At 52.6% G+C, this 19,469-nt stretch carries 14 protein-coding genes; 3 read left to right on the top strand and 11 right to left on the bottom strand.

All coding sequences use genetic code 11. The features are described 5' to 3' along the window. From CLFS41_RS03455 to CLFS41_RS03425, 7 genes are all read right to left on the bottom strand, one after another. Positions 1-777: a response regulator gene (locus tag CLFS41_RS03455; protein WP_007869029.1), complete on the bottom strand. Its 777-nt coding sequence runs from the start codon at positions 775-777 to the stop codon at positions 1-3. Between the two features lie 62 nt (positions 778-839). Then, on the bottom strand, positions 840-2,534 hold the full coding sequence (locus tag CLFS41_RS03450) for a histidine kinase (protein ID WP_045091463.1): 1,695 nt from the start codon (positions 2,532-2,534) through the stop codon (positions 840-842). Continuing rightward, complete coding sequence (locus CLFS41_RS03445; RefSeq protein ID WP_045091462.1) at positions 2,531-3,577, bottom strand: extracellular solute-binding protein; 1,047 nt, start codon at positions 3,575-3,577, stop codon at positions 2,531-2,533. Before CLFS41_RS03445 ends, CLFS41_RS03450 begins: the two co-directional genes overlap by 4 nt. A 125-nt stretch (positions 3,578-3,702) precedes the next feature. Beyond that, entirely contained in the window at positions 3,703-4,779 is a 1,077-nt protein-coding gene (locus CLFS41_RS03440; RefSeq protein ID WP_007869034.1) for an ABC transporter ATP-binding protein, read from the bottom strand. Positions 4,780-4,794: 15 nt separating this feature from the next. After that, positions 4,795-6,507, bottom strand: coding sequence for an iron ABC transporter permease (locus tag CLFS41_RS03435; RefSeq protein WP_007869037.1), 1,713 nt, complete (start codon positions 6,505-6,507; stop codon positions 4,795-4,797). A gap of 140 nt (positions 6,508-6,647) precedes the next feature. Beyond that, positions 6,648-7,844, bottom strand: coding sequence for an ABC transporter substrate-binding protein (locus CLFS41_RS03430; RefSeq protein WP_045091461.1), 1,197 nt, complete (start codon positions 7,842-7,844; stop codon positions 6,648-6,650). Between the two features lie 130 nt (positions 7,845-7,974). Continuing rightward, positions 7,975-9,282 (bottom strand): MATE family efflux transporter, encoded by a 1,308-nt coding sequence (locus CLFS41_RS03425; protein ID WP_045091460.1) that lies wholly within the window; start codon positions 9,280-9,282, stop codon positions 7,975-7,977. 140 nt (positions 9,283-9,422) lie between these two features. Between CLFS41_RS03425 and CLFS41_RS03420 the strand changes: the two genes are divergently transcribed. The 3 genes from CLFS41_RS03420 to CLFS41_RS03410 all read left to right on the top strand — a co-directional run bounded on the left by CLFS41_RS03420 (position 9,423) and on the right by CLFS41_RS03410 (position 13,884). Next, positions 9,423-10,214: a MerR family transcriptional regulator gene (locus tag CLFS41_RS03420; protein WP_007869044.1), complete on the top strand. Its 792-nt coding sequence runs from the start codon at positions 9,423-9,425 to the stop codon at positions 10,212-10,214. Positions 10,215-10,399: 185 nt separating this feature from the next. After that, entirely contained in the window at positions 10,400-12,130 is a 1,731-nt protein-coding gene (locus CLFS41_RS03415) for an ABC transporter ATP-binding protein (RefSeq protein ID WP_045091459.1), read from the top strand. After that, the gene (locus CLFS41_RS03410) at positions 12,127-13,884 is read left to right on the top strand and encodes an ABC transporter ATP-binding protein (protein WP_045091458.1); all 1,758 of its coding nucleotides are present in this window, start codon (positions 12,127-12,129) and stop codon (positions 13,882-13,884) included. The genes CLFS41_RS03415 and CLFS41_RS03410 overlap by 4 nt, the downstream gene beginning before the upstream one ends. Positions 13,885-13,895: 11 nt before the next feature. On the opposite strand, the gene CLFS41_RS03405 is transcribed toward CLFS41_RS03410, so the two are convergent. From CLFS41_RS03405 to CLFS41_RS03390, 4 genes are read right to left on the bottom strand one after another with little or no spacing between them, the layout of a single operon-like run. Beyond that, entirely contained in the window at positions 13,896-15,062 is a 1,167-nt protein-coding gene (locus CLFS41_RS03405; RefSeq protein ID WP_082082488.1) for a type I phosphomannose isomerase catalytic subunit, read from the bottom strand. Positions 15,063-15,072: 10 nt separating this feature from the next. Beyond that, a complete protein-coding gene (locus CLFS41_RS03400; RefSeq protein WP_045091456.1) occupies positions 15,073-16,455 on the bottom strand; it encodes a glycoside hydrolase family 1 protein in 1,383 nt (460 codons plus the stop codon). 18 nt (positions 16,456-16,473) lie between these two features. Further along, positions 16,474-17,379, bottom strand: a complete 906-nt coding sequence (locus tag CLFS41_RS03395; protein WP_045091455.1) for an ROK family protein — start codon at positions 17,377-17,379, stop codon at positions 16,474-16,476. Beyond that, positions 17,376-19,469: a beta-galactosidase gene (locus CLFS41_RS03390; protein ID WP_045091454.1), complete on the bottom strand. Its 2,094-nt coding sequence runs from the start codon at positions 19,467-19,469 to the stop codon at positions 17,376-17,378. The genes CLFS41_RS03395 and CLFS41_RS03390 overlap by 4 nt, the downstream gene beginning before the upstream one ends.

Genomic DNA, 19,469 nt, shown 5'->3' with positions numbered 1-19,469 from the left:
TCAGATTCCCTTGATAAACTTAGTGGGTGACTTCAGCGTATACTTCTTAAACACGGAGCAGAAATGCTTATAATCCGTAAAGCCGGTGGCTTCGGAAATCTCACTGATGCGGTACTGTCTTGTGTTCAGCAGCATGACCGCCTGCTGTACCCTGTATTTGTTGAGGAAGTCCAGAAATGTCTGTTCTGTGACTTCCTTAAATTTTCGGCTGAGATAGCTGGCGCTGACCCCCAGATCCTCTGAAATCCCCTCAATGCTGATCTTTTCGGCATAGTGCTCCTTGATGGTTCCGATGGCCTTTGACACATACTGATTCTCCGAAAGATCCAGCTGCATGTAATATTCCAGGTTCATGCTTCCCCCCTCCAGCTCCGCCTGTTCCAGCACATACTCCGCCTGCCTGGTACTGGCAATCTCCTCCCCCAGCCGTTTCATGATGTCTGCCAGCGCCTCCTCATCCACGGGCTTTAGCAGGTACTCACACACCCTGGCCTCAATAGCCCTTCTGGCATACTCGAAATCAGCATAACTGGTCAGAAGGATACTTTTAAAACGCACCTGTTCCGAAGCCTTTTTTATCATCTCTATCCCATCCATAAACGGCATACAGATATCTGTGATCACCACGTCCGGACGGCACTCCAGTATCTTCTCAAACCCTTCTTTTCCATCTCCTGCCTCCGCCACCACCACACAGCCCATGGAAAGCCAGTCCGTGGTATACACGAGCCCCTTCCTGATCATATCCTCATCTTCTGCAATTAAGACGCGCAGCATGCTTCCTCCTCCTGCTCATCCCACAGGGCCTAATATAGGACACCCGGGTACTGTATCTGATTCTACGTTTCCTCCCGGACCACGGGCAGGGTCACAACCAGGGTGGTCCCATGCCCCTCCGTGCTCCGGATCTCCACCCCATACGGCCTTCCGTACAGGATCGTAATCCTCCGGTGTATGTTGTAAAGGCCTGAATGCCGGCTGGTATTTTCCTTCTGCTCCAGCATGGCGTTCAGTTCACTAAGTGTCTCCTGGGGAATGCCCACCCCATCGTCACGGCAGATCATCATCAGCTTTCCCTCATGGATATACACCTTCATCTCCACCTTCAGGTTCAGCTGGTTCCCGAACCCGTATTTTACCGAGTTCTCGATCATGGGCTGAAGGACCAGCTTGGGGATCCTGCACTCCATGGCTTCCGGCTCGATCTCCGCCTGGAATCCAAGACGGGGGCCGAACCGGCGCTTTAGAATGGTCAGATAATTTTCCAGATGCTCCATATCTTCCTTCAGGGTCACCTGGTCCTTGCTGCCGTCCAGGCTGTAGCGCAGCAGGTTGGACAGGGAAAATACCATTCGCTCCGCTGTGGCCGGTTCCAGCTTACACATATAACGTATGTTCTCCAATGTGTTGTAAAGGAAATGGGGGTTGAACTGGGACTCCAGCTGCTTGTTCTGGGCCATTGCCACCAGTTCGGTCATCTTCCGGTTATTCTCCATCTGCAGCTTCAGGCTGCCGATGGTCTCGTTGAACGCATCTGCAATAATGCGGAACTCATTGTCGCTGTCGATCTGGATAGAACTTTCCAGGTCGCCGGACCTGGTATTTTCCATCACATCCAGAATCCGGTAAAAGTCCTCGGTCTTTGTCTCCGTCACCTTCCTGGCCCGGAACAGCATCCACAGTGTCATCAAGATCAGGGCCGTGATCACCAGCATGCTGCTGAGAGACAGGGAAATAACAATGTTCTGTATGTCCGAGATGGAGTAGATGTTGAACAGCCGGTGGTACACCTGGCTGCCGGACACCAGGTACATCTGCTTGTCATAGGACAGATAATGTCCGGCCCGCTCCAGAACCCCCAGGACCTGGTTGCTTTTGCTGATAAAGTTATAATTGCTGCCAGCAAACACCCACCCATAGGAGTCCGTAATAATGGTCTGGGTCTCCAGGCGGTCCAGTATCTGCTGTATCTGGCTGCCTGGAATGGCGCACACCACATATCCCACGGTCTGCCCCTCCCGCTCCACGCTCCGTCCCAGGGCAATGGTGCTCTGCTGGCTCCGCCATCCCTCCACCAGCTTTACCGCGGTCTGTCCCGGACGGCTGTCCATATACCAGAAGATCCCCCACGACACCCCCTCCGGCACGTCCAGGTAAGCCGGCCGGTCCCCACGGCTGGACAAAAGGATATTCCGGTCCCGGTCCATGACAAACAGGTCTCCCTTTACATCCAGGCTGTTGGTGATCCCATAGAATTCCTCAAATATTCCGGCCCTGCTCCTGGTGTCCATGGTTTCCCCAAACATTTCCGGCCTGGCGGACAGCTGTTTGATCCCGTCCTCATACCGCTTTAGGATCTGCTCCAGCTGTGCGGCCGCATAGGCGTTGTTCTCCTCCGTGATGCTCCTTCTCCCGTGGAGAAGGGCCGCCATAAAGAACAGGCCGCACAGAAGGGTGAAGATCACAGCCGGCACAATGGCATAGGAGATGAACATGTGCTGGAGTTCATCCCTGAAATATTTCTCCTTCTTCATCCGGCCTGCCCTCCATCGGACACACGCCGGAAAATCTCTGCAAACCGTTCCAGCCACTCCATTTTCCTGCTGTTGACCAGGTCCAGGTCATCATAGATGATATGTACTTTATCCTTGTCCGGCAGATACTCCGGCTCCTCCACATCCTTTCTCACCGAACGGCGGACCAGTCGGTCCGCGATCACGGTCTGGGCATCCTTTCCCGTGACAAAATCCACAAAATCCTTTGCGTCCGCCATATTGCGGCTGCCCTTGACAATGCCCACCACATCCGGGGTGGAAATGACGCCCTCCTTCATATAAACCAACCGGACCGGTTCCCCCTGGGCCACATAGTGGGCCCCTCCCTCCTCAAAGGTAAGCCCCACCGCAAACTGTCCCTCTGCCACTCCCTGGTAAACCTGAGCCGAGCCGCCAAGGAGGGTTCCGTCCAGGTTCCGGCAGAACTGCTCCACATAATCCCATCCCTTTTCCGGGTCCCCGTCCCCCATGGCATAAAGCATGTTGATCAAATGCTCATAGGCAGAGGATGAGGTGGAGGGATTGCACATGGCGATCCTTCCCCTGAGCTCCGGCTTCAGCAGGTCTTCATACCCCTCCACCACCGTGTCCCCGATCAGATTGGTATTCACCATGATCACGCTGGGCATGTCCGTAAAACGGGTCAGGCTGCCTCCCGGGTTCTTAAATTCTTCCCGCACCATGTCCTCATTTTTACTTACATAGGGTTCAAACAGCTCCTGCCTGGGGCTGGTGGTGGAAAGGGAACCTCCCCAGAAAATGTCGCAGGCCGGCTCCCGGTGCTCCTCCACCATCTGAAGCAGTTCCCCGGTGCCCCCGGTCTGTACATAGGTCCTCACCCCGGTCCTGTTCTCAAATTCCGACACAATGGGGTTTATAAACTCCAACGGATGAGGGCAGTATATCACCAGCACCTCATCCGTCTCACCTTCCGCGGCCGCGGATTGCCCGCTGCCTGCGCATCCCGCCAGGCAGAGGACAATCCCTATGGCCGCCATATATATGTTCCAATTCTTTTTCATCGGTTTCACGATCCTCACTGGTATGATACGAACATGTGCCATAACGTAACTGTTCTGAAAGGCTTATCTTCTTGACCGGAAAAACCGGTCCTGAACTGTTCCATCATTTTATTGTATCAACCGGCTTAAAGAATGTAAACCCCCTTGGGGTCGAAATCCAGATACGCCTTCTCACCCACCTCGTAGATGCGCCGGTTCACCGGATTATAGTCCGTGATCTCCAGCAGCATGGCTCCCACCATAACCTCATAGTACTGATAAGAACCCATGAAGGTGGACAGACTGACCGTTGCCTCTAAAAGCCCCTGTTCCGCCAGGGTTGCTCCCTCAGGCCGGATCACCAAAGTGGCATCCGCCCCCGGCTCTGCGTGGGCAAAGTTGTTAACCTCCAGCTCCTGTCCCACCACATCGATCACAGCCTTTTCACCGTTCACGGTTTTCACCTTTGCATCCAGGAAATTGGCCTCTCCGATAAAGTCAGCCACAAACTTGGAGGAGGGATGATAATAGATTTCCCTGGGCGTGCCGATCTGCTCCACCTTGCCCTGACTCATGATAATGATCTTATCGGAAATGCTCATGGCCTCGGACTGGTCGTGGGTTACATAGATGGCCGTGATCCCCACCTTTTGCTGGATCTTTCGGATCTCCGTTCTCATGGTCACGCGCAGTTTGGCATCCAGGTTGCTCAACGGCTCGTCAAACAGCAGAACGCTGGGTTCGATCACCAGGGCCCTGGCCAGGGCCACACGCTGCTGCTGGCCGCCGGACAGCTGGTTGGTCATACGCGATTCCATTCCGTCCATCTCCACCAGCTTAAGGATATTCATGACCCGCTCATGGATCTCCTCCTTGGGAAGCTTGCGTATCTTAAGGCCATAGGCCACATTGTCAAACACATTGTAATGAGGCAGAAGGGCGTAGCTTTGGAACACCATGGCCGTATCCCTTTTGTTGGGCGTCAGGGCATTGATGTTCTCATCCCCCAGGAAGATATCCCCCTCGTCCGGGCTCTCAAACCCGGCGATCATACGAAGGGTGGTGGTCTTTCCGCAGCCGGACGGCCCTAACAAGGTGACAAAGGATCCCGGCTCTATGTCCAGCGTTGTGTCCTGCACTGCATAGAACTCTTTTCCTGTTTTTGGATCCGTATATATTTTGGAAATGTGGTCCAGACGGACGCCTTTTTTCTGTTTTTCCATGTTATCTTCCTCCCTCTATTCCTCTGCCTTAATTTTCCTGCTGACACCAAAGAACTTCATCAGCGTATCCATCAGCAGCACAGCGCCGTATGTAATGATGATCAGCACGGTTGCGTAAGCACAGGCCACGCCGTAATTGCCTTTTTCCGCCTGTTCATTGATCTGGCAGGTGATAAGCAGAAAGTCCGGTGTCACCAGCAGGATAATGGCGGAAATTGCCGTGATGCTGCGCACAAATGCAGTCACAAGCCCGCTGAAGAATGAATCCTTGATCAGCGGCAGGGTTACGGTCATAAACACCTTGGCGGAACCCGCTCCCATGTCATAGGCGGATTCCTCAATGGACTTGTCGATCTGGCGCAGGGCGGAGATACCGCTTCTGGTGCCGGTGGGAAGGCTTCGCACAATGAACACAATGATCAGGATCAGACCTGAGCCGTAGAGGCCGCTCATGATGCCTGTTCCGAACAGCCCCCTCGCATAGCCGCGGATATATCCGATGCCCAGGACCGTACCGGGAACCGCCATGGCCAGCATGGATACAAATTCAATGAATCCCTTGGCCTTGAATTTTTTCTTGACCACAAGGTAAGAGATCACCATGGATAAAAAGGCGGTCAGCGGGGCCGCAATGGCTGAGAGCACGAAGGAGTCCTTAAACGCCTTTAACCCGCTGGTCTTAAACATATACTGGAACCATTTAAGGCTCAGGCTGTAATCCCTGCCCCACAGGGTGAACATGGCTCCAAAGGGAACCATGATGTACATCAGAAGGACAAAGGCCGCCACCAGTCCGCAGAATATGGTCAAAGGCACGGTCACGCTCCTGTCCTCGATCAGCATCCTCATGCGGGATGCCTTGCCGGTCAGGGTAGCCGCTGTCTTCTTTTCCAGATAATACTTCTGGATCAGGAACAGCACCACGGTCAGGGAAAGCAGCACCACGGCCATGGCAGCCGCTCCGGTGGAGTCATAGGCGCCTGTGACCTGGAGATAGATGGTGGTTGCCAATGTATCGTAGGAACCTCCGATAAGCATGGGGTTTGCAAAGTCGGCCACAGACTCGATGAAGGTGACCAGAAAAGCATTTCCCAGTCCGGGGAGCAGAAGGGGGAATGTCACGCTGGTGAACACTTTCCACCTGGTCGCTCCCATATCCCTGGTGGCTTCCTCCAGAGAGGGATCGATATTTTTCAAAAGGCCTTTTAACATCAGGTAGCACACCGGGAAAAAGGTCAGGGTCTGCACAATGGCGATCCCCTTTAACCCGTACACATTGGAATCATAGATTCCCAGCAGGGACCGGGTGATGATGCCGCTGCGCCCGAACAGCATGATCATGGAAAGGGACAGCACAAAAGGCGGGGACACTACGGGCAGCATGGATACCAGGGAAAACAGCTTTTCCAGTATCTTTGTTTTCAGCTTTACATAAACCTCCACATAGGCGAATAAAAGTCCGATGGCAGTGGACGTAAACCCTGTGATCAGGCCCAGCACCACCGTATTCTTAAATGCCTTCTGAAACCGTTCCAGACTTAAGACCCGTTTGAACACATCCAGAGTGACACCGCCCTCCTCTGTACGGAAGCTGTCAACCAACAGCATAAAAAGAGGATACAGGATAAACAGCGCCAGGAAGATGAGCAGTACCACGATCATGCTCACCAGGATGGGGTCTGAGAAAAATTTCTTGCGCTCAAGCTCTGCGCTTTGCTTTCTGGCCACGATGAGGCCCCCCTTTCTGTCCGGGAACGCCTGTGCGCTCCCCATTTACATGTCTGTTAAAGCAGAGAATGCTGCGTAATGTACGTTTGGCGCATTACGCAGCACTCCCTCAATAACCTAAACTATCATTCTCGGATCGATTACTCAGTCAGGAAACGGCTGCTGTCTGCGCTGTCTGCAGAGCTTCCCAGTGCCTCAAAGAAATCTTCTACATATTTGGCGCTGTTCTGTTTTGCATCCTCGAAGTCATAATCGATGGTATTGTTCATGTCCAGACCAAACTTGGTTGCTTCCTCTGGCTGGGTCGCATTGCTCAGAACCAGGAACTGGTAGGAGCCATTTTCTTTTGCATGGTCCACACAGTCAGGAGACAGTGCGTATTCGATCCACAGCTTGGCTGCGTTTGGATGGGTGCATCCGTTAAAGATCGCAGTTGCGCCAACCTCAAAGGAGGTTCCGTCTTCGGGTACGATCAGCTGGATATTGTCATATCCCTGAAGGATCTGATAAATACCGTCATGGAGGAAACCGATACCGATGACACACTCACCTGGGCCTACCATCTTGGATGGGCCGGAGCCGGACTTGGTATACTGGGAAATGTTCTTGTCCAGTTTCTTAAAGTATTCCATTGCCTCGTCATGGCCCTTCATCTGAACCATGGTGTTGATCAGCAGCTTTGCTGTTCCTGCGGTATTGGGGTTGGACAGCATGATCAGGCCCTTGTACTCTTCCTTTGTAAGGTCATCCCATGTCTTGGGAGCTTCCAGGCCAAGGCGGTCCAGTTCTTCGGTGTTCACCATGAAGCCCAGGATTCCTTTGTAGATCCCATACCAGCAATTGGTAGGATCCTTGTAATTGTCATTGATCAGGTTCTTTGCATTGATGGCATCGTACTCCATCAAAAGCCCGTCTGCTACCGCCTCGTTATAGGGATCGGTTGTTCCACCGAACCATACATCGGCAGAAGGTTTGCCGGCTTCCTCAGAGATCTTGGTGTAAACTTCTGAGGTGGAAAGCCTCTGGTACTTGGTTTTGATTCCATACAGGCTCTCAAAGTTCTTGCATGCCGCTGACAGATATTCCTCCTCACAGGAACCGTATACGGTCAGCTCGCCCTCGGCCTTTGCAGCCTCGATCAGAGCGTCCATGTCACCGCCTGCCGCCTCCGCCGCTGTGGTATCTGCTACCGCTTCCTTGGTCTCCTCCTTGGATGCCTCTGTTGCCGCAGTTGTTGCGGGAGCTGCTGTGGTTGGAGTCTCGGTCTTTCCGCCGCCGCATGCGGTAAGGCTCATTGCCATGGTGCATGCCAACAATAGTGCCAGTTTTTTCTTCATAATAAATACCCCTCCTATCTTTTCTGATGTTTTCATCATATCAGAAAAGATGGAGGGGAAAAACCGTGTTTCGAGTAATATTGTCGTGATTTCTGAACTTGTTCTGTATTTTTTTATCTATTATCCACAATCATTCCGCTACATAATTGCTGCAAAGGGATTGTTCCTTTCGCAAAAGCGCCATGCCGGCAGCTGCCAGCACCGCCTGGGTCAGTGGAACCGAGAGCCACACCCCATAAAGTTCCATGACGGGCGGCAGCCCAAAAAACAGAAGCAGGCATAAGACCACAGGTTCCCCATACACCATGACATAGGAGAACAGGTTCCGCTTGGTGGCATAAAAATAGGAGGTTGTTGTCCTGCAAAAGGCAATGAAGATAAACCCCAGGGAAAACACCGGCAGGCTTCCTGCCACTATGGATGAAACCAGGCCGGACGCTCCGAAAAACCCGGGTATCATTTCCCTTAGCAGGTACAGCGTTGCCGCGTTGGCCAATGCCACTGAGACGGCAAAAATATACGCCATGTTTCTGACCTTTCCGGCCAATTCCGGCTTTCCGATCCCAAGATAAAAGCTCATAAGGGGCTGGCTGCCGTCACCGATCCCCTGAAGGAGCAGCTGTACAATGGCCACCACATAGGAGACCACCGCATAGGCAGCCACAGCCGCCTCCCCGCCGTACACGGACGCGCTCCTGTTGATCAGCATGATCACAATAAATGGGGAAATAGTAAGCCCAAAGGGTGAAATACCCGTGCCTATGATTTTTGCAGCCTGGCTCCCCTTTAAGATAAAGTCCTTCTTTTTCAGCCCGCGGATCCTGGACCACATAAAGACCAGGCAGGGAACCACGGTCACCCCCTGTCCGATCACCGTGGCCGCGGCCGCTCCCGCAACTCCGTAATGGTACACGGCCACAAACAGGTAATCCAGCACAATATTGGTGACAAACCCGGCGATCATGGAGATCATGGCGGTCACCGCTCCGTCATAATTCCTGATCAGGGGCGCAAACCCGGTTGCAAAAAACTGCAGCAGGGAGCCGCCTGCCAGGATCTGAATGTAGATCATGGCCTCCTGGTATACCCGTCCCTCTGCCCCTGATATACGGAGCACTGGACCGCATACCCCAAACAGCAGCGCCATCACAAGAAGGCCGCCTGACAGCAGCAGGGTCATGGTATTTCCCAGGCACTCCATCTCCTGCCCTTCCTCCTGTTTTCCCCTGTGGAGCGTGATCCAGACAGCGCCTCCCATCCCGATCCCCGTGCCTGCCGCCTGAACCAGCGCGGCCATGGGATAAGCGATATTTACAGCCGCCAGCCCCAGGTCACCAATGTTCCTTCCTATAAAAAAGCCGTCCACAATGGTATATAGTCCTGAAAATGCAAATGCAAGCATGGACGGCAAAACCGCTTTAAAAAAACGTTTTAACATGACAAACCTCCATTTCTCTGATACACTTACACCAGTATAAACCTTAAAGTTACTTGAAAGTCAATTACATTATTATGAGAATACCCTTTTATGAGAATACTTTTTATGAGAGTACACTGATACGAATTGGAGGCAAATGAATGAAACAAAACATGAAGCAGATCAACCGGATTAAGGAAGTATCCGAACTCTTCCACATCCCCTCCTCCGCCCTGCGGTATTGGGATGATGAGGGACTGGTCCGATTTGAGCGCACCGCTGATAACAATTACCGCCGTCCCACCTCCCAGACCATGGTGGATATCTGCGATGTAATGTTTTACCGGAGCCTTTCCCTGTCCATTAAGGAAATAAAGGCCATTCCCGGAATGAGCGTGGAAGAGGTGGGCAAAACCCTGGACGCCAATGCAAAGCACCTGGAGGAGCAGATCGTCCTGATCCGCCGGACCCTGGACAAGCTGCACACACGGCAGGCCATGGTCCGCCACATCCTGGAGATGGACCACTCTCACTATGAGACGGCCACGGACCGGCTCCCCGCCATGAAGCTGTTTGCATCAGATGATAAGCATGCCCTTGAGGTCTATGTAAACGATCCCTACCAGACCGCGATTCTGATCCGTCCGGAGACATCACAGGAGACACAGTACGGGGTATTCCTGGACCCGGCACCATCCGGCATTTTACCTGACGGTCCGGATACGGCCATTACCGGCACCATCCTCCGCCCCGCAGATGCCGTTCCCTGCCTTTATCTGAAAGGTATCCTCAAGGTAAACGCAGCCCTCCCCTCTGCCCACAATGCCCGGGACTTTGTAAAGGCAGCCCGCGGGATGGGATACCAGACCGGGGCTCTGGCCGGCCGGTATCTTCTCACAGCCAGCGAGGGATACCGCTGCGACTACTATGAGGCATGGCTGGAACTGTTGTGAGTCGCGGCCGGAGCTGTTGTGGGTTGCAGCTGGAACTGTCATAAGCCATTGACGGAACTAAAATTCCAAATGGTAAAATTCCAAATATCCTATTGACTATCGGGTTACACTATACCTTACAATAGTACGGTTATCCGGAGCAGTAAAGCAGATCCGGCTGTTCCAACTGAAAGGAGAGTGTCCAGATGTATCTGATCCTACATTATCTGAAACGCTATAAAACTTATGTATTTTTTAATATCCTGGCCATCCTGGGCTTTGCCGCCGCGGAGCTTGGCATTCCCACCATTGTATCCAGGATGATCGACAACGGCATTGTGCTGAATGACCGCGCCTATATTTACAAAATGGGAGCCTCCATCCTGGCCGTGGCCATTGCCGGAGGGATCGGGAACGTCCTGTTGGCTTACTGCAGTTCCCAGGTGAGTACCAGGATCACCAGAGATATCCGCAATGACATCTTCAGAAAGGCCCAGGAATTTTCCCACACGGAATATAACAAGTTCGGAATATCCAGTATGATCACAAGGACCACCAATGATGCATTCATCCTGATGCAGTTCATTAATATCATACTGCGCACCGCACTGCTCACCCCTATTATGATCATCATCAGCATGTTCATGGTCATCCGCACCAGCGTGACCCTGTCCATGGTCATAGGGGGATGTGTTCCTGTCATCTGCCTGGGCGTGTATCTGGTTGCCAGGACCAGCAACCCCATCAGTACCAGACAGCAGAAAGGGCTGGACCGCCTGAACAGGATTACCAGGGAAAACCTTACCGGTGTCCGTGTGATCCGCGCATTCTGTAAGGATGAATATGAGACGGAGCGTTTTTCCGATGCCAATGAGGATTATGCCAAAAATGCCAGGAAGCTGTTTAAGCTGATGTCGGTGACCCAGCCATCCTTCTTTCTGCTGCTGAATCTGGCCGTATCCATAGTATTTATCCTCTCCAGCAGGCTCATTGACATGGGCAGCCTCCAGGTGGGCAATCTGGTGGCCTTCCAGGAATACATGTTCCATGCCATGTTTTCCATGATGCTGTTCTCCCTGGTGTTTGTCATGTATCCAAGGGCCGAGATCAGCGCCAGGAGGATCAAGGAACTTCTGGATGAACAGCCCCTGATCCAGAATCCTAAAAATCCCGTGCTCTCAGGGGATGAAAGCGGCACCCTTGTCTTTGACCATGTATCCTTCCAGTACCCGGACGGGGAAGCCCCTGTTCTCAGGGACATCACCTTTGAAGCCGGACGTGGGGATACCGTTGCCTTTATCGGCAGCACGGGCAGCGGGAAAAGCACGCTGATCAACCTGATTCCCAGGTTCTATGACATCAGCTCAGGAAGCATCCGCATTGACAATGTGGATGTGCGCAAATATGATTTAAAGGCCCTGAGGGAAAAGATCGGGTTCATTCCCCAAAAGGCCCTGCTGTTTACAGGAAGCATCACGGAAAATATCCGCTACGGCAAACACGATGCAGTGCGGTCCGAGGTGGAGCACTCCGCAAAAGTGGCCCAGGCCTATGATTTTATCACGGAAAAACCTCACCAGTTTGATGAAATGATCGAGGAAGGCGGCGGCAATGTGTCCGGCGGCCAGCGCCAAAGGCTCAGCATTGCAAGAGCCGTGGTGCGTAAGCCCGATATCTATATATTTGATGATTCATTTTCCGCCCTGGATTTTAAAACAGACGCAAACCTGAGAAAAAAATTAAAAGAGGAGACAAAGGGTGCCATTACATTGATCGTGGCCCAGAGGGTCACATCCATTATGGACGCCACCAAGATCATTGTCCTCAACGAGGGGGTCGTGGTGGGCATGGGAACCCACAGGGAACTTCTTAAAAGCTGCAGTATTTACCATGAGATCGCCACCAGCCAGCTGTCAGAGGAGGAATTAGCACAATGAAACAAAACAATACAGGAATGAAACGCCTGATTCCATATTTGAAAGCATACCGTTTTAAAATAACAGGAGCCATCCTGCTGATCATTGCGGCCTCCTGCCTGATCGCCATCAGTCCAACCCTGGAGGGCATGATCACCACCCAGCTGTTTAACGATGTGACGGCCGGACACGGGGTCAACTTCGCTGTCATTTACAGGATCGTAGCCACTCTGCTGGTAGTTTACCTCACAGGAGCCCTGTGCAACTGCTCCTACCAGTTCCTGCTCACTGATGCCATCCAAAGCGCCATGGTGGACCTGAGGAATGATGTGGAGAGCAAGATCAGACGCCTGCCCATCTCCTATTTTGACCAGAATCCCCTGGGGGATACCATGAGCCGCGTATCCAATGACATGGAAACCATATCCAATGCGCTGCAGCAGAGCTTTGCCCAGATACTCAATGCCATCCTGGGGCTCACCCTGGCTGTCGCCATGATGTTTTCCATTCAATGGAAAATGGCCCTGGCCTCCATGCTGATCATCCTTGGCTCTGTTGTTATATCCAAGCTGATCGTAAAAAAATCCCAGCCCCTATTTGAGAAGCAGCAGAATGCCCTGGGTGCGCTGAGCGGAGTGGTGCAGGAAAGCTTTACGGGATTTAATGAGATCAAACTCTTTGGGAAGCAGGAGGATGCCCTCTCAGACTTCATGAAGGCCAACAACGAACTCTGCCGCAACGGCTTCCAGGCCCAGTTCATCAGCGGCCTGATGTCCCCGCTGGTATCCTTTATAACCTATGTGGGCATTGGATGTATCGCCATCATGGGCGCCCTGTATGCCCTGTCCGGAGTCATCGCGGTGGGACAGCTCCAGGCATTTATCCGTTACATCTGGCAGGTGAACCAGCCGCTTTCACAGATGACCCAGCTGTCCTCCGCCCTCCAGTCCTCCGCCGCGGCCGTACACCGTGTATTTGAATTCTTAAATGAGCAGGAGGAAACAGAGGATGACAATTGTATCCCGGCGCCGGAGCATGTTGAGGGAAATGTAGTCTTTGATGACGTACATTTCTCCTACACAGCAGAAAAGCCCCTGATCCAGGGGCTGAACGCCAATGTAAAAAGCGGGCAGATGGTTGCTATCGTGGGACCCACCGGTGTGGGAAAAACCACCCTCATCAATCTTCTCATGCGTTTTTATGATGTAACGTCAGGCGCCATTCTTATTGACGGCATTGACATCCGCCATATGAAGCGGAAGGACCTGCGTTCCAAATTCGGCATGGTGCTTCAGGACACCTGGCTCTTTAAGGGCACGATCCGTGAAAATATTGCCTACGGAAAGGACGATGCCACGGACGGGGAGATCATCCGGGCCGCAAAGATAGCCAATGTACACCATTTCATAACCACCCTTCCGGAGGGCTATGACATGATACTAAACGAGGAGTCCAGCAACATTTCCCAGGGTGAGAAACAGCTTCTCACCATTGCCAGGGCCGTGCTGTGCGACCCGCCCATCCTTATCCTGGACGAGGCCACCAGTTCGGTAGACACACGTCTGGAGCACATGCTCCAGGATGCCATGCAGAATATCATGAAGGGCCGCACCTCCTTTGTCATCGCACACCGTCTGTCCACCATCCGCAACGCCGACCTGATCCTTGTGATGCGGGACGGCAATATCGTGGAGCAGGGCACCCACCATGAGCTGCTGGAAAAGAAGGGTTATTATGAGCAGCTCTATCACGCGCAGTTTGCCGAGATCCTGTGACATATCCTAAGTCAGCCGGGGCCGAAAAACCGAATCAGTTTCAGAGTCTCTCCCCCTGTCCCGCTTAGGGTAAACCCATCCATGGCAGCGGGGAGAAAGAACTGCTCACCCTTATCCAGTGTCAGAACGTCTTCACCGATCCTTATGACGCCCTTTCCTTCCAGCACATACAGGCCGGAACAGTCCCCATTTTTGGGGATCCGTAAGCCGTCTTCCCGGAGGGGCAGGCCCTCTCCCTGTGGGGGGATGGTCAGGCAGTCCATGGAGAAAAAGGGCGTATCTTCATATCCCACCAGGGTATCCACCCTTCCCTCCCTGCAGTCTATCTTTTTTCTTCTCTTTAAAAACCAGCGCTTCTTTGTCTCTTTCCGGGACAGACCTTCATAATGAAAGCAGTCAAACATCCGCTCAAATCCCAGGCCCTGATGGCACATCGCGTCCTCCACACTGTACCCGGAGGGTGTCACCCGCTCCACCCATATGGTGTAGTCCGTTGGTTCCTGGATTTCTGTCAGGAAGCACCCTGCCCCAATGGCATGGGGAACGCCGCCCTCGATCAGTACCGTGTCCCCTGGCTCCACCTCAAACCGGTGCAGGCACTGAAGCATCCCGTCTATATCCTGCCGGTCAAACAGGCCCATCCACTGCTGTCTTGTGACGCCTTCCTTAAATCCCATGTATACACACGGTTTTTCTCCATTGACGGTCCGGCCGCCCAGAATATGCCAGCACTCCGTCTTTCCGTATTCGGATCCGAACAGCTCCCTTGCCTTATCCCTGTCAGGGTGCACCTGGACAGCCAGCCGCTCCGCGGAATCAATGAGTTTTACCAGCACGCCCATGGTAGTTCCCAGGCGTTTCACATGGTCTGTACCAAGGAACGAAGACGGATCAGACTGGATCACTGATCTCAGCGTGATATCCGTTCCCTGTACATGGCTCATGCCCTCCTCTTTTACAGACTCCCGACCCGGGTTTCTGGCAGCGACCAGGGAAACGATCCATTCCTCGGGGAAATGTCCGTCCGTTCCAACCGCGCATCCGTGGAACTCATCCAGCATTTTGCCTCCCAGATACGTCCTCCAGGCCCTTGCATGGTCCAGCCTGACCGGCAATCTGCTGCTAACCTGCAATCTGCTGCTAACCTGCAATCCACTGCTAACCTGCGTTTGATCCATGTACTCCTCCCTAAAATCCATTGTGATCGGACAGTTCCTTAAACCAGTGTCCGGATCTTTTCATGGTGATTTTGCATCCGTCATGGATATCCACCCGCAAAAGCCCATACCGGTTCTTGTAAGCATTGATCCAGGACCAGCAGTCAAATGGCGCCCACAGATGATACCCAAAACAATTGCATCCCTCTGATATGGCTTTGTGAAGGTACTTTAAATGCTCCTTGATGAACTCAATGCGGTAATCATCCTCCACCATGCCTGATTCCCCTATGTATTGCTCCTCGTCCTGGATTCCCATCCCATTTTCAGAGATATACCATGGGATATTTCCATAATTTTCCTTAATATTCATTGCAATATCATAGATCGCAGGCTCATAGATCTCCCATCCCCTGGAGCGGTTCATCTTCTGCCCCTCAAACTCATAGGATTCATAGTATTTCTCCGGCATCAGCGGTCCCTCATAGGCAGTGGTCCTGGCCTTTGCCCTTCTGGGATGATAATAATTCACCCCCAGATAGTCCACCGTGTTCTCCCGGATGATATCCATGTCCCCTTCCCTGGTCTTAGGAAGGATCCCCTCCGCCTCTAAAAGGGTTGTCAATTCCTGGGGATACGTTCCCTTTACCGAGGGATCCAGGAAGGAGCGGTTAAAGATCAGATCCAGGGTGTCCGCCGCTTTCCGGTCTTCCTCCCGGTCCGGATCCTGGCAGTAGGTGGGGGTGAGGTTAATAATGATGCCGATTTTTCCGTCACACCTGCTTTTTCTGAATTCCGCAACCGCCAGACTGCTGGCCAGCTGCACATGGTAGCCCACCTGGGCTGCCTTTGCAGCATCACAAACAGCCGGATAGTGCCGCTGGTACAGGTATCCGGTTTCCGGGATGATAACCGGCTCATTAAAGGTTGTCCAGTACTTCACCCGGTCCCCGAAACGCTCAAAGCAGACTGCTGCAAATGCCGCAAAGGCGTATGCTGTCTCCCTGTTTTCAAAACCGCCTTTTTCCACCCAATACAGCGGAAGATCAAAATGGTGAAGGCACATCATGGGCTCAATTCCGTTTTCTATGAAGGCATTGATCACCTGGTCATAGAAACGGATCCCCTCCTCATTCACCTTGCCGTCACAGCCGCAAATGATCCTGCTCCACTGAATGGAGGTGCGGTAGGATTTGATCCCTGCCTGCTTCATCTTCTCTATGTACTCAGGGTACTTGTGGTAAAAATCAGAGGTCACTGACGGCCCCACCTGGCCGAAAAAGCGTTCCGGCTCCTTGTCAAACCAGTAATCCCACTCAGAGGCCACCCTGTGCCCTTCCCTGCTTCCTCCTTCCGACTGGGGACCGGAACTGGCTCCTCCCCATAAAAAACCTTCTGGAAAATGATATGTCATAACCTTACTCTCCTTCATTTATATTGTATGTTCCAATTGATCATGGTATAGATAATAATAGAGCGCTCCGTACAGGTTTGCCTGGTTCCCGTTGGTACATGCACAGATATTGGGCCTCAGATAGCCCGATCTCTGCCCGTCCAGCAGTTCCTCTGTCTTAAGGCGGATCCCCCGGATGATATCCGCATTGGCGCTGATCCCTCCGCCAATGGCGATCATTTCCGGGTCAAAGGAAAACTCCAGGGTAATGCATCCCACAGCCATCCAATAGTAAAATTCTTCCAAAAGTTCTGTGGCCAGCCCGTCTCCATCCATGGAACGGCAAACCAGTTCCTTTCCCGTGACAATTTCTTCAATGCCTTTGCGCTTCCTGTATTTCCTTGCCTGCTTTTCCAATGTGTAATCGCTCCAGGTGAGAAGTACCCCGTCCTTAAATCCCCCCATAGGGAAATTTCCAAACTCCCCGCGGTTCATGGTAACTCCCTTGTAGAGCTGTCCATGTTCCACCACAGCTCCTCCGATCCCTGTGCCGCAGATAACAAATACCACGTTTTTACAGTTCCTGGCCACACCCTTCCACAGTTCCCCCATGGCGGCGCATTTTGCATCATTGGCCATGGTTACCGTAAGACCGCCCAGGCGCTGTGACAGCAGGTTTTTTAATTCTACATCATGTATGTAGGGGACTGCACTGATCCCCCTGATGATTCCTTCCCGGCTGTGGACTTCCCCGGGAAAGCTGAAAGCCGCGCCTTGTATGTCCCACTGCTTTGAGGTTTTGAGGAAAATCTCCCGGATCTTATCTGAAAATGTTTCCAGGCCGGCTGCCGGTGTCTCAAATGAATCCCTCAGGCAGAATCTCCCCTGTTCATCCGACACCCCATACTTGACACCGGTCCCTCCCACATCAAAGACCAGTATCACAGCTCATCCTCCTGCCACCGGTAAATATATGCTGTATTTTCAGGAACTGTGAACTCCGCGGCCGGACCTGCAGCGGTCACGGCCCCTGTCATTACATTTTCAATGGAAACACCTTCCGGAAGCCCCTGGATACAAACCGGCTGCTTTACGGTATCAAAGTTGATCACCAACGCCGCGGACCACTCTCCGGCCCTGATAAAACTCACATGGACCCGTTCTCCCTTTTGCACAGTCACCATATCCGGGCAGCACTCCTTTACAAGGGGCATCACCGTGTCCTCCACTTCCCTGATGCTGTTTTTCTTCAGCTCCACACCCAGGAAGGAATTAAAATACAGGGTCTTTCCCTTACCGAATCCATGGAGCACCACGGCCGGGCTTCCGTCCTCCATGGTTCCCAGTACCTGGGCATCCTCCCGGACTTCCAGCTTCTGCTCCATGAAATTACAGGGGATCCTTTCACCTCCCAGGCAGAAGGAATGACCTGAATCCACGTCCGTCTCCACCAGACCAAAGAGGCTGCTCAGCTTCCTTCCCGGAATCCCTTCACAGGGCACCTCCCCGTACTCATTAACGCTTGCCAGCCTTGCGTCCGCAATCAGGAGGCCGCCCTGCTCCACAAACCGGGTGAGTCTGTCAGCCATATCACTGCTGATGCTCAGGATGGAGGGAAGCACGATGACCCCTGTATCCTCCTCATTCAGGTCCTCAAGATCTGTAAATTCCGGCAGCCCCCCGTGATTCCAGAACAGGCGGTACCATCCTTCCACATCCTCGCTCCAGAAACTGTTATTCCACTTTAAAAACGCATCAAAATACAGCCTGGAGGAATAGGAGACAGCTATTTTCACCATGGGCTTTGCAATGGAGAAATCACCAAACAGATCCTCCTGTGCGCGGATCAGGGAGACCAGCTCCTTCACTTTCTCCGCCTTTTCATTGGGCGTCCCGTCCATTCTTGTAAGTCCCCGTCCCGTGGACTGGTATCCATGGAGGAAGGGACGCCATCTCCACAGCTGCATGCCCTGGGCTCCGGTGAACATGCACATCAGGATCCAGTCATACAGCTCCTGCCCGGTAACCTCGGATCCCGGTGTGAGCACAGACTGGGTATGGGTCTGCAGCTCATTGACCAGGTAGGGCTTGCCCGCCTTTCTGGCCGCCCCGGCCGGAATGCTGTAGTACATGGACATGGTCCACGGCGTATTCCTGTAGTTGCGCCCCCAGCTCTTGGGATAAAAGGTGGAGCCATAGATATCCGGTATTTTTGCTGTTGCAAACTCATCATTATTGCGAAGGGTCACATCCCCTGACAGGATCTGGGCGCTGGTCCCGTCTATGATAATGGGATGGCTGGTATCGTATTTCCTGGCCGTATCATATAGGAATCTGCAGATTTCCGTCAAAGTCACACTGCGGAACCGCTCATACTCCAGATCCGGCATGATGCTGCTCCATATGCTGTAGGCGGACCGTCTTTTTTCAGGGAAAATCTGTGAGAATCCCTCATACCTGCGGTACCATACCCGGTTCAGGTGTTCAATGGTCCCATATGTTTCCTTCAGCCACTCCTGGTATTTCCCAATGGTATACCTGTCATCGCTTCTGAAATGTGCCTCGTTAAACACATCATATCCGTATACTGCACTGTGGTCCTTAAAGGCATTGATGGCTTCCCGGAAAAATACATCAATGTATTCCCTTACCACAGGGTGATTCAGGTTGGCCCAAAAACAATTCTCGTTAAAATGTTCTCCCCGCTCATCATGGATCATCATCTCGCTGGTCAGGGCACTGTCAGGCATGAACTCCTGGGCCTGATTCTGGCCAAAGAGCTGAAGGATGGCCTTCATACCCAGCTTTTCACACTCATCCAGTACCATTCTGGTCTGATCAAATACCCACTCATGAGAATCCTTTGCCAGCCATGGGTTTCCCACCGGCCACAGCGTGATCAGATTACACCCGTATTCCTGCATCTGAGACAGATCCCTGCGGATCTCCTCCTGTGTGTAATCCTGTTCAATGATATAAACCGCGCCGAATAAAAACTGTTTCTTATCTTCCTGCTTCCTGTTTTCCTGCTTCAT

The organism is Clostridium sp. FS41, from assembly GCF_000954015.1.
In the GTDB taxonomy this organism is placed as follows: domain Bacteria; phylum Bacillota; class Clostridia; order Lachnospirales; family Lachnospiraceae; genus Enterocloster; species Enterocloster citroniae.
The sequence above is the reverse complement of the archived record's forward strand: the minus strand, read 5'-3'. Positions and strand labels throughout refer to the sequence as shown.

What these genes read in the sequence shown, in the direction of transcription:
- CLFS41_RS03455 (WP_007869029.1), bottom strand. Translation starts at nt 777, where the DNA reads ATGCTGCGCGTCTTAATTGCAGAAGATGAGGATATGATCAGGAAGGGG.
- CLFS41_RS03450 (WP_045091463.1), bottom strand. Translation starts at nt 2,534, where the DNA reads ATGAAGAAGGAGAAATATTTCAGGGATGAACTCCAGCACATGTTCATC.
- CLFS41_RS03445 (WP_045091462.1), bottom strand. Translation starts at nt 3,577, where the DNA reads ATGAAAAAGAATTGGAACATATATATGGCGGCCATAGGGATTGTCCTC.
- CLFS41_RS03440 (WP_007869034.1), bottom strand. Translation starts at nt 4,779, where the DNA reads ATGGAAAAACAGAAAAAAGGCGTCCGTCTGGACCACATTTCCAAAATA.
- CLFS41_RS03430 (WP_045091461.1), bottom strand. Translation starts at nt 7,844, where the DNA reads ATGAAGAAAAAACTGGCACTATTGTTGGCATGCACCATGGCAATGAGC.
- CLFS41_RS03425 (WP_045091460.1), bottom strand. Translation starts at nt 9,282, where the DNA reads ATGTTAAAACGTTTTTTTAAAGCGGTTTTGCCGTCCATGCTTGCATTT.
- CLFS41_RS03420 (WP_007869044.1), top strand. Translation starts at nt 9,423, where the DNA reads ATGAAACAAAACATGAAGCAGATCAACCGGATTAAGGAAGTATCCGAA.
- CLFS41_RS03415 (WP_045091459.1), top strand. Translation starts at nt 10,400, where the DNA reads ATGTATCTGATCCTACATTATCTGAAACGCTATAAAACTTATGTATTT.
- CLFS41_RS03410 (WP_045091458.1), top strand. Translation starts at nt 12,127, where the DNA reads ATGAAACAAAACAATACAGGAATGAAACGCCTGATTCCATATTTGAAA.
- CLFS41_RS03405 (WP_082082488.1), bottom strand. Translation starts at nt 15,062, where the DNA reads ATGGATCAAACGCAGGTTAGCAGTGGATTGCAGGTTAGCAGCAGATTG.
- CLFS41_RS03400 (WP_045091456.1), bottom strand. Translation starts at nt 16,455, where the DNA reads ATGACATATCATTTTCCAGAAGGTTTTTTATGGGGAGGAGCCAGTTCC.
- CLFS41_RS03390 (WP_045091454.1), bottom strand. Translation starts at nt 19,469, where the DNA reads ATGAAGCAGGAAAACAGGAAGCAGGAAGATAAGAAACAGTTTTTATTC.